The organism is Mesorhizobium sp. LSJC280B00 (genome assembly GCF_000502835.1).
Lineage (GTDB): Bacteria > Pseudomonadota > Alphaproteobacteria > Rhizobiales > Rhizobiaceae > Mesorhizobium.
Genome location: NZ_AYVL01000007.1, coordinates 17,062 through 32,031 on the forward strand (window position 1 = coordinate 17,062; position 14,970 = coordinate 32,031).

A 14,970-nucleotide genomic window follows, 5' to 3' on the forward strand; every position below is an offset into this window, starting at 1 on the left:
TTCCCGATAGGGAACGCAAATGATGAACGCGAAAGTGCAGAGCCTGAAAGCCTTTCTTGCCGGCGCCGGCCGGGTCGCCTTCGTTGAGGTGGCCCGGACAAAAGGTTCGACGCCGCGCGAGACGGGTGCCTTCATGCTCGTCTCAGGATCGGCCACTTTCGGTACGATCGGCGGCGGCCAGCTCGAATACATGGCGATCGACAAAGCGCGACAGATGCTTTTCTCCCCCCTTGAGGGGGAGATGGCCGCGGAGCGGCCAGAGGGGGTCGTCTCAGAAGGTACCGCCAGCGCGTCGAGCACTGCCGCGGCGACCCCACCCGGCGGCTTCGCCGCCACCCTCCCCTCAAGGGGGAGGGATATCCGCGCCACCCTCGACATCGCGCTCGGCCCGGACATCGGGCAGTGCTGCGGCGGCAGGGTCGAGCTGCTGATCCAGCTAGTCGACCCCGCGCTTGAAGCCAAGCTGGTTGCGGCGGCGGAAACCGAGGAAGCGCAGCGACCGCATGTCTACATCCTCGGGGGCGGCCATGTCGGCCAGGCGCTGGCCTCCGCGATGGCCTTGCTGCCGGTGCATGTCGTCGTTGTCGAGACGCGAGCCGAGGCGCTCAAAGGCATGCCGGAAGCGGTCGAAACCAAGCTGACGCCGATGCCTGAGGCGATGGTGCGCGAAGCCCCGGCTGGATCCGCCTTCGTCGTCCTTACACATGACCACGCGCTGGACTTCCTGATCGTCGCCGAGGCTCTGAAACGCCGGGATGCCGCCTATGTCGGCATGATCGGCTCCAGAACCAAGAAGGCGACGTTCCGGAACTGGTTCCTGAAATCGGCGGACGGAAGCGAGGCGGAATTTGCCCACCTCGTCTCGCCGATCGGCGGCGATGCCGTTAAGGACAAGCGCCCGCAGGTGATCGCCGCACTCGCCGTAGCCGAGATTATGACAGCGTTGGCCGGCCATGCGGCGGCACCGTCCGCTCAGTCCAAAGCCTCTCACCGCAAGGCGATGGCTGGCTGACGTTTTGGCTATTCCTTCTCCTGCGTGTGCGCCTCAAGGAACCACAGCAATTTGTCGAGCGAGCGCGAATAGGCGGTGAAGATGTCGGCGGTGTCGGCGTCGCCCGCGCCAGCCGCCTCGTCGATCGCCGCGCGTGCCCGCTTGGCGGTTGCGGCATAGCGGTCGATCAGCGCCGCCAGATGGTCTCGGGTCTTGTGGATGTCGGTCGGATAGGCCTCCAGCATAGTCGCCTTCGACACCTCCTGCGAGGTGCCGAGCGCCGTGCCGCCGAGCTGTACGGCGCGCTCGGCAATGGTGTCGACATGGCCGTCGATCTCCTCGCGGAACGTGTCGAGCATCTCGTGGATGGCGATGAATTGCGGTCCCTTGACGTTCCAGTGCGCCTGCTTGGTGATCAAGGCCAGATCGATGGCGTCGGCGAGGCGGGCATTGAGAAGATCGATACACTCTTTCTTGGCATTGGATTGCAGGTCATTGCGGGTGGCGATGGCATCCATGATCGGCTCCTGTGGCGGTTGCGTCCGCGTGGTTTGAAAAGAGGGCGAAGTTTGGGATGGTCAATCGAATATGCGCGCAGACGCCTCATCGCCGCGGCACAGCATCCCAAAACGGCGATCTCCGACTTTCGTTCCGCTCGTCGTTTTACGCCGGCGTTTTCAAGCCCAGATGGTCGCGCAGCGTGCTACCTTCATAATCCTTCCGGAAAAGCCCGCGCCGCTGCAGCTCCGGCACGACAAGCGTGGCAAAGGCTTCGAGTTCGCCGGGAAAATAGGATGGCATGACGTTGAAACCGTCTGCCGCGCCGCCCTCGAAGCGTGCCTCGAGCTGGTCGGCGATCTGGGCCGGAGTTCCGACGACGCGCCAATGACCGCGCGCGCCGGCGAAATGACGGGCAAGCTGGCGAATGGACAGCTTGTCGCGGCGGGATTGCTCGATGACGAGCGCCTGCCGGCTCTGCATGCCTTCGCTGGCCGGCAGCTCGGGCAGCGGTCCGTCGATGGGATAGCGCGCGAGATCGGATATGCTGAGATAGCTGGAAAGCAGCGCGACACCGACATCGTCCGGTATCAGCTCCTGCAGTTCATCATGTCTTGCCCGGGCTTCCGCTTCGCTTGCCGCGACGACCGGCGCGACGCCGGGCATGATCTTGACGTCCTCCGGCTCGCGCCCATGGGGCGCCAGCCGTCCCTTGAGGTCGTCGTAGAAGGCCTTTGCCTCCTCGAATGTTTGCGCCGCAGTGAACACCACATCGGCGGTCCGGGCGGCAAGATCGCGGCCCTCATCCGACGCTCCCGCCTGAACCATGACCGGTGCACCTTGTGGCGAGCGCGGCAGATCGAGCGGGTCGCGCACCGAAAAACTTCTGCCTTCGTGTCCACCCTGGCCTCGCCAAAGGCCGGTAACCACGGCAGCGAATTCGCGCGCGCGTTCGTAGCGGTCCGCATGTGGGCGCAGTCCGGTCGAGCCGAAATTGGCGGCCTCGATCTGGCTCGCCGAAGTGACGAGGTTCCAGCCGGCTCGGCCGCCGCTCAGATGGTCGAGCGACAGGAAGGTCCGCGCCAGTCCGTAAGGCTCGTTATAGCTCGTCGACGCCGTGGAGACGAGGCCGATGCGCTCCGTCTGGACGGCGAGCGCGGCAAGCAGGCTTATCGGCTCGAAGCCGATCGAGCGCGACGTTTGGCTGGCGATGTCGACATTGGCCTCGCGCACGCCGGCGGCGTCCTCGCAGAAGATCATGTCGAACTTGGCTGCTTCCGCCGTCCGCGCCAACTGGACGTAATGGTCGATGTCGATGCCAGCCGTGACATGCGCCTGCGGATGGCGCCAGGCGGCGATGTGGTGGCCTGTCGCCCACAGGAAGGCGCCGAGCTTCATCTGGCCTCGACCGGCGCTCATTGCCGATCCTCCCCTGCAAGCCCGAGATGGGCGCGCAGTGTCGCCGCGCTGTAGCCGGACCGGTCAAGGCCGCGGCGGCGAAGCTCCGGCAGCACGAGACCGACGAAATCGTCGAGCGCCGATGTGAACGGCATGGCGATGTTGAAACCGTCGCAGGCTTTCGAGCGAAAGCACTCTTCGAGCCCGTCCGCAAACAGGTCCGGCGCGGCGGTTATTTCGGCGCTGACGGTAACGTTCATCAGCACTTTCAGCGCCTCCGGACTGCGCCCGAAGGCAAGCGCACGGCGCTTCAGATCGCCAGCCTTCGCCGGCTCGATCGATGCCTCATCCAGCAGGACGACATCGGCGGTGCGGGCGGCGATATCCGTGTCGGGCTCGGACAGGCCGGACATGACCAGCACCGGCGTGTCCTGCGGCGACCGCGCCACGTTGAGCGGCCCGCGCACGGAAAAATATTCGCCCTTGTGGTCGAGCAAATGCATCTTTTCAGGATCGAAGAAGCGGCCGCCACTTTTGTCGAACAGCAGCGCGTCTGCGTCCCAGCCTTTCCACAAGCCTTGCACGATGCCGATGAATTCCTCGGCGCGCAGGCGGAAATCGTCGCCGGAAAACCCTTCCGGTCGGCTGAAATTGGCCGCCTCGCGCGGATCGGGAAACATGCTCGCGTTCCAGCCGGCGCGGCCATGGCTGATGATATCGAGCGAGGCGAAACGGCGTGCGAGGTTGTAGGGCTGGTGGGCGACCGTCGACGCTGCCGCGACGAGGCCGATCCTGCTTGTCACCGTCGCCAGCGCTGCCACCAAGGTCGTTGCTTCGAATCGCATTTGGCGGTTCGGCCCGCCTGCAACCGGTGCGGAATCGCCCAGCAACACCATGTCCAGACCGGCCGCTTCGGCTTCTTGCACGAACCGCGTCAGCAGACTGAAGTCCGGGCCGGCGTCGGGCGGATGGGAAGGGGCGGCTTCCGGAGACAGTGAAACGGCGAGACACATTGTGGCGCCGTTGGCCATCGCTTTTCCCTGTTGAGCGAGATTCCTGGAGAATTATCTCGCCGGCTGGACGGAAAGCAACCGGCCAGCCGGCGATCATTTGCCGGCCAGAATATCCCTGATCAGCCGCTGGCAGCGCTCGGCCATGAAATCGAGCAGCAGCCGCACCTTCGGATCCTGCAGCTTCTTGTGCGGGTAGACGGCGGCGAACTGCACCGGCGTCGGCGGCGTGTTGCTCAGGATCACCTTCAGCCGCTGGTCGCGGATAAACGGCTCGACCTCGAAGCGCGGTTTGTTGATGATGCCGCGGCCGGACAGCGCCCAGCCGGTCAGCACGTCGCCATCATCGGTATCGTAGGGGCCGTGCACCTCGAACTTTTGCGGCCCATTCGGCGTCTGCAGCGTCCAGACATATTCGCGCGCGCCGGAATAGCGCAGCATCAGGCAATCGTGTTTCTTGCCGATCAACTCCTGCGGCTCGCTCGGCTCGCCGCGCACGTCCAGATATTGCGGAGCCGCTACCAGCACGCGTTCGCACTCCATGATGCCGCGCATCCTGAGGCTGGAATCCTCGATAATGCCCAGCCGGAACGCAACGTCGATGCCTTCCTTCATGATATCGACATTGTGATCGGAAAGCCGGAGCCGCACCTCGATATCTGGGTACCTATCGTGGAAATCCGGGATTCCGGATGCTACCAGCCGCCGCCCGAGGCCGAGCGGCGCTGTCACCTTTATGGTGCCGCGCGGCTGGCCGGATAACGCGCTGACCGCCGCTTCCGCCTCGGTGACCGCCTCCAGCACCTGCTTGGCGCCAGAGTAGAACACCGTGCCGTGCTCGGTCGGCATCAATTGTCGCGTCGTGCGGTTGAACAGCCTGACTCCCAGGTGCTTCTCGAGCTCCTTGATCCGGTTAGAGGCGACCGCCGGCGAAATGCGCATGTCGCGCCCAGCCGCCGATAAATTGCCGAGCTCGACGACGCGGACGAAAACGGCGATGTTGTCGAGATAGGCCATGCGGCTTCCGTGGCTCTCATGTGGCAGCGTGTAACGAGCCTAGTATTTTCCAAATTTTTTTGAAAGTCATCGTGCAGCTCGGCTCTTTCCGTTTGCGCTCCAGTCCGTAAAGTCAGTGGATCGGCAGGGACGATTTTTTCATGATGGATTTCGCGATATTCTGGGATTGGCTGAGTTTCGCCGTGCGCTGGCTGCACGTCGTCACCGGTATCGCCTGGATTGGATCGTCCTTTTATTTCGTCGCGCTCGATCTCGGGCTGCGCCAGCGTCCGGGCATGCCTGCCGGAGTCTTCGGCGAGGAATGGCAGGTGCATGGCGGCGGCTTCTACCATGTGCAGAAATATCTGGTGGCGCCGGCTGAGATGCCCGAGCATCTGACCTGGTTCAAGTGGGAATCCTACGCCACCTGGCTGTCGGGTTTCGCCATGCTGTGCGTCGTCTACTATGCCGGGGCGGACCTGTTCCTGATCGATCCGAATGTGCTTGCCATGTCGGTGCCTACAGGCATCTTGCTGTCGCTGGCGACGATCGGCGTCGGCTGGGTGGTCTACGATCTCTTGTGCCGTTCGCCGCTTGGCAACAGCGACACCGGCCTGATGCTGGTGCTCTACGGCGTGCTGGTGTTCATCGCCTGGGGCCTGACCCACCTGTTCACCGGCCGCGCCGCTTTCCTGCATCTCGGCGCCATCACTGCGACGATCATGTCGGCCAACGTTTTCATGGTCATCATCCCCAACCAGAAGATCGTCGTCGCCGACCTGATCGCCGGCCGTAAGCCCGATCCGAAATATGGCAAGATCGCCAAACAGCGCTCGCTGCACAACAACTACCTGACGCTGCCGGTTTTGTTCCTGATGCTGTCGAACCATTATCCGCTGGCGTTCGGCACAGAGTTCAACTGGGTCATCGCCTCGCTGGTGTTCATCATCGGCGTGCTGATCCGGCACTATTTCAACACCAGGCATGCGCGCAAAGGCAATCCGACCTGGACCTGGCTGGCCGCCGCCGTCCTGTTCGTCGTCATCATCTGGCTGTCGACGGCACCGAAGCTGCTGACCGGCGAAGTCAAAACGTCCTCGGCGGCACAGGTCTACGTCGCCTCGGCACATTTTCCCGCCGTGCGTGATACGGTGCTTGGCCGGTGTTCGATGTGCCATGCGGCGGAGCCGTCCTACGAGGGCATTTACCACGCACCTAAGGGCGTGATGCTCGATACCGATGCCGGCATCGCCGAGCACGCCGGCGAGATCTACCTGCAGGCCGGACGCAGCCACGCCATGCCGCCCGCCAACGTCACCCAGATCACCGACAAGGAACGGGCACTGCTGGTAGCCTGGTTCGAAGGCGCGGGGAAATAGCATGACCAGCACGCTGCTGCGCGGCCGCACGCTGTCGTTTTTGCGCTGGCCAGAAACCATCGACGACCATTCCGCCTGGCGCTACGAGCAAGATGGCGGCCTGCTGATGCGCGACGGCAGGATCGTTGCCGCTGGTGCCTATGCCGAGGTCGAGAAAAAGGCTGGCGCGGGAACAAAAAAGATCGACCACAGGCCATATCTGCTGCTGCCCGGGTTCATCGATGCGCATGCACATTTTCCGCAGATGCAGGTCATCGCTTCCTTCGGCGCCGAGCTGCTCGATTGGCTGAACACCTACACTTTTCCGGAAGAGACAAAATTCCAGAACGCCCAGCATGGCCGCCGTATCGCCAGGCTGTTCCTGGATGAAGTATTGCGGCATGGCACCACGACAGTCGCGGCCTATTGCTCGGTACACAAGGAATCTGCCGAAGCGTTCTTTGCCGAGTCGCACGACCGCAACATGCTCAACATCGCCGGCAAGGTGATGATGGACCGCAACGCGCCGGACGGCGTGCTCGACACGCCGCAATCGGGCTATGACGACAGCAAGGCGTTGATCGATGAGTGGCACGGCAAGGGGCGCCAGCACTATGCCATCACGCCGCGCTTCGCCATCACCTCGTCGCCCGAGCAATTGGAGATGGCGGGCGCGCTCTGCCGCGAATATCCTGATCTGCACATGCAGACGCATCTGTCGGAAAACCACGCCGAGATCGCCTTCACGCAGCAATTGTACCCGCAGACGCGGGACTACACCGACATCTACGAACACTATGGGCTGCTCGGGCGCAGAAGCCTGTTCGGCCATTGCATCCACCTGTCGGAACGCGAGGCGGATGCGCTTTCGGATAGCGGCTCGGTGGCGGTGTTCTGCCCGACCTCCAACCTGTTTCTCGGCTCGGGCCTGTTCGATTATCAGCGCTATAGCCGCCGCCAGAAGCCGCTTCGCATCGCCGCCGCCACCGATGTCGGCGGTGGCACCAACTATTCGATGCTGCGCACCATGGACGAGGGCTACAAGGTGATCGCGCTGAGCGGCGAGAAGCTCAATCCGTTCCAGTCCTTCTGGCAGCTGACCCGCGGCAATGCCGAGGCGCTGTCGCTTGCGGAAAAGATCGGCACCCTGGAGGAAGGCAGCGACGCCGATATCATCGTGCTCGACGCCCGCGCCACGCCGGCGATGCGGCTGCGGGTGGAGACGGCGGACACGCTCGCCGAGGAATTGTTTCTGCTGCAGACGCTCGGCGACGACCGCGCCGTGCGCGAGGTCTATGTCGCCGGCCGGGCGGCCAAGGCGGATATAGGGGTGTAGCCGTCGTATGCGGCCGGCTTGACCGGGCGGCAGCCATCCGCCAAAGCAACAGGCGAGATCGACAGGGGAACGACATGGCCGTTGCGGACGATATCGCTCTGATCAAGAAACAGGAAGCCACGCTTGTCTTTTCGGCCTTCGATGAAGCCGTCGCTTTCGAGATCGGCTCGGCGATCCGCGACCGGGCTCTCAAGAAAAACCTGCCGATCATCGTCGATATCAGAACTTTCGACCGGCCGCTGTTCTATGCGGCAATGCCCGGCTCGAACGCCTCCAATCCGGACTGGGCGCGGCGCAAGATCAACGTCGTGCGGCGGTTCTTGAAAAGCACCTACCGCATTGTGCTGGAGCAGCAGCGCCCCGACCGCAGCTTCAAGCCCGGCGAGGGGCTGGACATTGCCGACTATGTGCTGGCCGGTGGCGGCTTTCCCATCACTGTCAAGGGCGCTGGCGTCATCGGCGTGATCGCCGTCTCCGGTCTACCGGAGCGCGAGGACCACGGAGTGGTCGTCGATACGCTGTGTAGCTACTTGGGCGTCGATAGCGAGGAGTTGGTCCTGCCGCCGGAAGCAACATCGTGACGTTGGCGCTGCCCCTCATCCGCCTGCCGGCACCTTCTCCCCGCGTAGTGACGGGGAGAAGGGAAACGCTCCAACGCTGGCGATCCCCTCTCCCCGTCTCTATACGGGGAGAGGGTAAGGGTGAGGGGCAGCGCAAACGCCGCAGAAGCTCGCACAGCGTCCGTGGTAGCTCAGTATGACCGCGCTCGATCCCAAGTCCTTTCTCATTTCGATCTTCAACGCCGCCGTTGCCGCCGCCGATCCCCAGAGGTCGATCAAGGATCATTTGCCGGCAAGGCCGAAGGGGCGGACCATCGTCATCGGTGCAGGAAAAGGCTCGGCGCAGATGGCGGCGGCTTTCGAGAAAGTGTGGGACCGGCCGATCGAAGGTTTGGTCGTCACCCGCTACGGCTATGGCGCGGCCTGCCGGCGCATCGAGATCATCGAGGCGGCGCATCCGGTGCCGGATGCTGCGGGGCTCGAAGCTTCCCGGCGGCTGCTCGAAAAAGTCCAGGGACTGACTGCGGACGACCTCGTCGTGGCGCTCATTTCGGGCGGCGGCTCGGCGCTGCTGCCGTCACCTGCCGAAGGTCTGACGCTAGCCGACGAGATCGCCGTCAACGAGGCGCTGCTCGCCTCCGGCGCGCCGATCGCCGCGATGAACACCATCCGCAAACATCTGTCCTCGATCAAGGGCGGCAGGCTGGCGGCCGCCGCCTATCCTGCCAAGGTGGTCTCGCTGGTTGTTTCTGATATTCCGGGCGACGATCCGGCTCTGGTCGCTTCTGGTCCGACCGTGCCGGATATAGGCAGCCGCGAAGATGCATTAGCGTCGATCGCCGCCTATGACATGAAACTACCGGCTTCAGTGATGGCGCACATCAATTCGCCGGCCGCCGATGCGCCACGTCCGGACGACCCGCGTTTTATCCGCAACGAGGTACATCTGATCGCCTCGGCCGGCGTATCGCTGGAAGCGGCTGCGGCCGAAGCCAGGTACCAAGGTATCGAAGCGGTCATTCTCTCCGATTCCATCGAGGGCGAGGCGCGTGAGGTCGGCAGCGTCCACGCCGCAATCGCGCGCGAAGTGGCGACGCGCAACCGGCCATTCGCAAAACCGGTGCTGATCCTGTCGGGCGGCGAGACGACCGTGACCTTGCGCGCGAAAGGCAAAGGCGGCCGCAACTCGGAATTCCTGCTCGCCTTCGCCATTGGGATCAGCGGCATGGCGGGCGTCCACGCACTGGCCGCCGACACCGACGGCATTGACGGTTCGGAAGACAATGCCGGCGCCTTCGCCGACGGCTCGACAGTGTCGCGGATGCATAAGGCGGGCGTCGATGCCAAGGCCATGCTTGCCGGCAACAACGCCTGGACGGCATTCAATGCCGTAGATGACCTTTTCGTACCCGGTCCGACCGGCACAAACGTCAACGATCTCCGGGCGATATTGATCAAATAGCTCAGGCGGCCATCAGCTTTTTCACCGCTCTCATATCCTGCAGGAACCGGTCGCGTTCTGCCTGCTTGTCCGCCGGCTCGCGAATGCGCAGGATGAAGGACGGGTGGATGGTGACGAAGACACGCAAGCCATCGTCGCGCTCCACGACGGCCCCGCGCATCTTCATGATCGGCACCACCTTGCCAAGCAGCGCCTGCGCCGCCGTTGCGCCGAGCGCCACCGCCAGATTGGGCTTGATCAGATCGATTTCCTTGTCGAGCCACCAGCGGCAAGCCTGCACCTCGCCGGCGTTCGGCTTGGAGTGGATGCGCCGCTTGCCGCGCGGCTCGAACTTGAAATGCTTGACCGCGTTGGTGACGTAGACTTTCAGCCGATCGACGCCGGCATCGTCCAGGATCGCGTCGAACACCTTGCCCGCCGGACCAACGAAGGGCTTGCCCGCCAGGTCCTCCTGGTCGCCCGGCTGTTCGCCGACGAAGATCACCTTAGCTTTATCAGGGCCCTCACCGAACACGGTCTGCGTGGCGTCGTGCCATAGCGGACAGCGGCGGCAGATCTTGGCCGTTTCGCGCAGTTCAGGAATCGTCCTGGCGTCGATTTCTGTCGTTTCCGGAGACTTGCTTGCAGGCAAGCGTCTTGCCTGCACTTTGGCATGGTGCGGCGTCGGGGTTGTCTGCATCCTGGCGATCATAACTAAGGCGGCCTTGCTCGCTCCTGCAATCAGACACGCAATGAGCAAAGCCCGCCGAAGGTTCCGTTGAAATTATTCCGCATGGGCCTTCACCGGCGGATGGCCGACGATGTGATGCCCTACACCTCGTGCAGATAGAGGTGATAATCCAGTTCGCTGACCGTGCGCGCCACGCGCAGATATTCCGACTGCTTGATCGCCACGAACGTCCGGTGCAGGTCTTCGCCCAATGCGCCCTTGAGGAAGGTCGACGCCCTTGCCGCCTCGATCGCGGCACGCCAGTCCACCGGCATCGTCGTGCGCGTGACGGCCGATTCGTAGCCATTGCCGGTGGTTTCGGGACCGGGATCGAGGCCTTCGTCGAGGCCCTTGACGACACCGGCCAGCACCGTTGCTGCCACTAGGTAAGGATTCGCGTCGACGCCCGATGGCCGGTGCTCGATGCGGCGGTTCTTGGCATCGCCGGCCGGCACACGCAGTGCCACCGAACGGTTGTTGACGCCCCAGGTCGGCGCCACCGGCGCATAGGATTGCGAGACGAAGCGCCGCCATGAATTGGCATGCGGCGCGAAGACCAGCATCGATTCCGCCATCGTCTGGATCAGTCCGCCGAGGCCGCGCAGCAGCGGCAGCGACCAGCTTTCGCCGCCGGTTTCGGCAAAGACATTCTTGCCGGCATCATCCAGCAGCGAGACATGAAAATGCATGCCCGAGCCGGCATATTTCTCGATCGGCTTGGCCATGAAGCAAGCGGTGACACCATGACGGCGCGCCTGCGCCCGCACCAGTCGCTTGAGCATCACGAGATCGTCGGCCGCCCGCATCACATCCTTGCGGTAGTTGAGCGTCAGCTCGTACTGGCCGGGCGCATATTCCGAGATGACCGTCTCGGCCGGGATGCCTTGCACCTTGGCTGCGGCGTAGATGTCGGAAAACAGCGGCTCCATGCCGTGTAGATGGTCGACGGAATAGACCTCCGTCTTGGCCGAGCGGCGTCCGTCAAGCACCGCGTGCGCCGGCTGCACCTTGCCTTCGGCATCGCGCTCGTTGGCGAGCAGGAAGAATTCGAGCTCGAAGGCGCCGGCCGGATGCAGGCCCTTGGCCGCGAGGATGTCTACCTGGCGGGCGAGTGCCAGCCGCGGGTCGGACGACATCGGCTGGCCATCGAGATGGTACATCGCCATCAGCACCTGGCCGCGCGGCGGCTGGGTGGCGAACAGCGGCACCAGTGTGCCGGGGATCGGCCACGCCCGCAGGTCGCCGTCGCCCGTCGTCCAGATCAGCCCGGTCTCGTGAACATCCTCGCCGGTGATGTCGAGGCCGAGGATCGAGATCGGCATGTGCCGGCCCCCCTCGTAGATGCTCATCAACTCATGCCGGCGCACGATCTTGCCGCGCCCGACGCCATTGGCGTCGGTCAGCACGATGTCGAACGCTTCGATCTCGGGATGAGCGTCGAGAAAGGCCTGCGCCTCGGCGGGCGTCGAGCCCGAAGGGGATGCCGTGACCAGGTTCAAACTTTGCTTGGGCGCTTGTTTCATGCCGCAAGCTTGTCTCACGCCGTAAGCTTTGCCGCAACCGCGCCGAAGGCAGTGATCAGCCGGTTCACCTGGGCGGCGCTGGTCGTAGGAGAGATCAGCATCATGTTGTGGAAGGGTGCGATCAGCACGCCGCGATTGACCAGCGCGACATGGATTGCCGCCTCGAGCTCCGGCACGTGCGCAGCTTCCGCTTCGCCGCCGTTCCTCAGCGGGCCCGGCGCGCAGATGAACTCGACACGGGCACCGACGCGAGCAACATGCCAGGGCAGACGATAGCGATCGATGACGGCGGTCAGCCCGGCGTCGAGCCGCTGCGCCAGATGGTCCATATGGCTGTAGTTCTCGTCGGTCATGACGTATTCGAGCGTGGCGCGCATCGCTGCGAATTGCAGCGGATTGGCCGACAGCGTTGTCCCCATGCCGGAGTAGCCGGGCTCTTTCCGACTGATATAAGCGGCATAGCGGGCCGCAACGTCTTCGCTCATGCCCCAGACGCTCGCCGGTACGCCGCCGGCAATCGGCTTGCCCAGCACGAACAGGTCCGGCTCCAGCCCGTATTTGCTTGTATAGCCGCCGGGACCGGTCGAAATTGTATGCGTCTCGTCGATTAGAAGCAGCGTGCCGGTCGCACGGGTGAGACGCCGCAAGCCATCATGAAAGCCGGCTTCGGGCAGCACCATGCAGGAATTGGTCAGCACCGGCTCGGCGATGACGCAGGCGACATCGTTGCCCCGGAGTGCCGCCTCGAGCGCCGGCAAATCGTTGAACTCGACGACATCTGTCGCCCGCGTCAGGTCGCGGAATTCGCCGGCCAGTCCCGGTCGATTCACCGCTTTCCCGGCGACCAGCCGCACCATCGTCTCGTCGACCGAGCCATGATAGCAGCCGTTGAAGACCAGTATCTTCTCCCGGCCGGTAACGGCGCGGGCAACCCGCAGCGCGAAGCGGTTGGCATCGGTCGCCGTCGTCGCGATCTGCCACGACAGCAAACCGAAGCGCTGCTGCAGCAACGGTCCGATGGCCAGCGCGTCTTCGGAAGGTAGCATATAGGTCAGTCCTCGTCCGGCCTGCCGGCGGATGGCGCGGGCGACCGGCGGCGGCGAATGGCCGAACATCGAGCCGGTGTCACCAAGGCAGAAATCGTCCAGCCGATTGCCGTCGATGTCGGTGATCGCAGCGCCCTTGGCACTGTCGACCAGGATCGGGAATGGCGTCGGCCAGTCGTTCATCCAATGCATCGGCACGCCGCCGAAGAAGCCGGGCAGGCCATTGCCGATTTTCGCCATCGATTTTGGCCGCGCCCGGCGGAAGACTTCTGCCTCGGTCGCGCGCAACTCGACGATCCGGGCCGGGCCGATGCCGCCGATGCAAGTCTTTGAATGGTTCATGACGTTCATGCCGGCCCTCTCAGTCGCACTTTAGACAATCGGCATCCGCCACCGCAATTGGCCGGGCGGCTGCCCTGTGTTGGGTCAGCGGTCATTTGAATGAAAACAGGCGCTTGACCGCGAGCCGCCTTCGGGCGCCAATGGTACTTCGGCTGGAGGGCATAAGATGGTGCGGGCGATCGTCTGCGCAGCAACGCTGCTGTCGTCGGTTGGTGCGGCTCTGGCGTCCGGCGGCATCTGGTGTTCCGCCGAGGATGCAGCCGTCAAATTTCAGGTCGGTGCCGGGATCACCAGAGGCATGGGCGGGCCGACCTTCAATTTTAGCGGCGAGCTCGAGATTCTGGGCAGGCCGGCTGCCGACAGTCTGCGCGAGACATTGTTCGAGGATCAGAACCTCACGCAATATTGGCTCGACAACAAGGAATTGCGGCTGCTCGTCTACCACGAACGGCAGGTCGAAAACGCCTACGGCTATGTCGAACTGGCGATCCTGACCAAGGCCAGCGACGAAGGCGTCTATGACGGTCGCTATTTGCTCTCAATCCATGATGTAACGGCCGATGCCGAAAAGGACGGCAAGCAGGCTGAATTGACCGGCAAAGTATCTTGCGGAGCCGAGTAAGTAACAGGCTACGCCGAAATATCGATGACGCCGCAGTCGCCCGCAGCGCTGCCAAAGGCGACGCGGCGCTCTTCCTTGTCCCACATCATCGAAGTGACGGCGCCCTTGCCCGGCCGGCGCAACAGCACTTCCTTGGCGTCGGCGAAGCGCACCGCCATCACCATCCCGTCATCATAGCCGATAGCAACGACGTCCTGGCTCGGGTGACAGGCGACGGAGGTGACCATCGCATTGCCGCGCGTGCCGAGTTCCAGCGGCGCCTTGCCCATCGGCCCGTCTTTGCTGGAAAACGGCCAGACGATTGCCGCCGGCGCGCCGGAACTCGCCAGCCATTTGCCCTTGGCGCTCCACGACAGGCTTTTCACCTTGCCGGGGTAGCCGGACATGCGCATGTGCTTGCCGTCGGCGAGCTTCCAGCCATGCAGCGCGTTTTCCTGCATGGTGGTGACGAGGAAGGCGCCGTCCGGCGAGAAAGTGATGCCGGTATGCGCGCCGGCCCATTCGAGCTCGACCGGCTTGCCCTCGGCCGCCGGGAAATGCAGCGTCGCGCCATTGTAGCGGGCGACGCCAAAGCGCATACCCTTGGGCGAAAAGGCCAGTCCCTCGACGGAGCGCGGATGCGCGAATTCTTTCGTCTTGCCGTCGGCAAAGCGCACATAGGCGGTCTTGCCCGACGCGAAGGCGATGGCGCCTTGCGGCCCTGCAGCGACGCTGGTGATCCATTTCTTGCCGGCGCTCGCCAATTCCCCGGCCTCGCCGCCAGCGGTGACGGCAAAGACCTTGCCGTCCTCGCCGCCGGTGATCAGCCGGTCGTTGGCCACGTCATGGAAGGCGGCGAGCAGCCCGTCATTGGCCTGCACCGTCTTGTGGCCATGGTCGAGCCGGTGGATCGCGCCGTCGGCCAGCGCGAAATGCGGCACGTCGCCGAGGAAGACGGCGGCAACGCAGTGGCCTTCGAGATCAAGCGGGGCGACGGTGGGCATGCGAACTGTTCCATTAGATTGTTTGGTCGCCTTGCCGCCATTGGAGGAAAGCGTGGCTAGGTTCGACGCGACCTTCTCCCCTTGTGGGAGAAGGTGGATTGGCGCGCAGCGCCAAGACGGATGAGGGGTGCTGGAC

14 protein-coding genes are annotated in these 14,970 nt (G+C 63.8%); 6 read left to right on the top strand and 8 right to left on the bottom strand.

Translation table 11 applies throughout. From position 1 onward, the window contains the following. The first annotated feature begins 22 nt into the window (after positions 1-22). Complete coding sequence (xdhC, locus tag X773_RS51550; RefSeq protein ID WP_023676225.1) at positions 23-1,012, top strand: xanthine dehydrogenase accessory protein XdhC; 990 nt, start codon at positions 23-25, stop codon at positions 1,010-1,012. A gap of 8 nt (positions 1,013-1,020) precedes the next feature. Here the strand turns inward: xdhC and dps are convergent, their stop codons facing one another. From dps to X773_RS51570, 4 genes are all read right to left on the bottom strand, one after another. Beyond that, on the bottom strand, positions 1,021-1,509 hold the full coding sequence (gene dps / locus X773_RS51555; RefSeq protein WP_023676226.1) for a DNA starvation/stationary phase protection protein Dps: 489 nt from the start codon (positions 1,507-1,509) through the stop codon (positions 1,021-1,023). Positions 1,510-1,654: 145 nt separating this feature from the next. Continuing rightward, positions 1,655-2,908 (bottom strand): LLM class flavin-dependent oxidoreductase, encoded by a 1,254-nt coding sequence (locus X773_RS51560; protein WP_023676227.1) that lies wholly within the window; start codon positions 2,906-2,908, stop codon positions 1,655-1,657. Then, positions 2,905-3,918 carry an LLM class flavin-dependent oxidoreductase gene (locus tag X773_RS51565; protein ID WP_031211656.1) on the bottom strand — a complete coding sequence of 338 codons (1,014 nt, stop codon included), beginning with the start codon at positions 3,916-3,918 and terminating at the stop codon, positions 2,905-2,907. Before X773_RS51565 ends, X773_RS51560 begins: the two co-directional genes overlap by 4 nt. 75 nt (positions 3,919-3,993) lie before the next feature. Further along, positions 3,994-4,914 carry a LysR family transcriptional regulator gene (locus X773_RS51570; protein ID WP_023676229.1) on the bottom strand — a complete coding sequence of 307 codons (921 nt, stop codon included), beginning with the start codon at positions 4,912-4,914 and terminating at the stop codon, positions 3,994-3,996. Between the two features lie 140 nt (positions 4,915-5,054). On the opposite strand from X773_RS51570, the gene X773_RS51575 reads away from it, so the two are divergent. The 4 genes from X773_RS51575 (at position 5,055) to X773_RS51590 (ending at position 9,609) form a co-directional block, all read left to right on the top strand. Continuing rightward, positions 5,055-6,272: a urate hydroxylase PuuD gene (locus X773_RS51575; RefSeq protein ID WP_023676230.1), complete on the top strand. Its 1,218-nt coding sequence runs from the start codon at positions 5,055-5,057 to the stop codon at positions 6,270-6,272. A 1-nt stretch (position 6,273) separates the two neighbouring features. Continuing rightward, the gene (guaD, locus tag X773_RS51580) at positions 6,274-7,587 is read left to right on the top strand and encodes a guanine deaminase (RefSeq protein ID WP_023676231.1); all 1,314 of its coding nucleotides are present in this window, start codon (positions 6,274-6,276) and stop codon (positions 7,585-7,587) included. A 74-nt stretch (positions 7,588-7,661) separates the two neighbouring features. Then, the gene (locus tag X773_RS51585) at positions 7,662-8,168 is read left to right on the top strand and encodes a heme-degrading domain-containing protein (protein ID WP_023676232.1); all 507 of its coding nucleotides are present in this window, start codon (positions 7,662-7,664) and stop codon (positions 8,166-8,168) included. 175 nt (positions 8,169-8,343) lie between these two features. Further along, positions 8,344-9,609 (top strand): glycerate kinase, encoded by a 1,266-nt coding sequence (locus X773_RS51590; protein ID WP_023676233.1) that lies wholly within the window; start codon positions 8,344-8,346, stop codon positions 9,607-9,609. A 1-nt stretch (position 9,610) separates the two neighbouring features. Here X773_RS51590 and X773_RS51595 read toward each other — a convergent pair whose 3' ends face one another. The 3 genes from X773_RS51595 to X773_RS51605 all read right to left on the bottom strand — a co-directional run bounded on the left by X773_RS51595 (position 9,611) and on the right by X773_RS51605 (position 13,238). Beyond that, the gene (locus tag X773_RS51595; RefSeq protein ID WP_280952098.1) at positions 9,611-10,333 is read right to left on the bottom strand and encodes a UdgX family uracil-DNA binding protein; all 723 of its coding nucleotides are present in this window, start codon (positions 10,331-10,333) and stop codon (positions 9,611-9,613) included. 86 nt (positions 10,334-10,419) lie between these two features. Then, positions 10,420-11,841, bottom strand: a complete 1,422-nt coding sequence (locus X773_RS51600) for a glutamine synthetase family protein (protein ID WP_031211659.1) — start codon at positions 11,839-11,841, stop codon at positions 10,420-10,422. 14 nt (positions 11,842-11,855) lie between these two features. Beyond that, positions 11,856-13,238, bottom strand: coding sequence for an aspartate aminotransferase family protein (locus X773_RS51605; protein WP_023676236.1), 1,383 nt, complete (start codon positions 13,236-13,238; stop codon positions 11,856-11,858). A 157-nt stretch (positions 13,239-13,395) separates the two neighbouring features. Here X773_RS51605 and X773_RS51610 point away from each other — a divergent pair, with 157 nt between their 5' ends. Then, on the top strand, positions 13,396-13,851 hold the full coding sequence (locus X773_RS51610) for a hypothetical protein (RefSeq protein ID WP_348625924.1): 456 nt from the start codon (positions 13,396-13,398) through the stop codon (positions 13,849-13,851). A gap of 8 nt (positions 13,852-13,859) precedes the next feature. Here the strand turns inward: X773_RS51610 and X773_RS51615 are convergent, their stop codons facing one another. Continuing rightward, complete coding sequence (locus X773_RS51615; RefSeq protein ID WP_023676238.1) at positions 13,860-14,834, bottom strand: WD40 repeat domain-containing protein; 975 nt, start codon at positions 14,832-14,834, stop codon at positions 13,860-13,862. Positions 14,835-14,970: the final 136 nt, after the last annotated feature.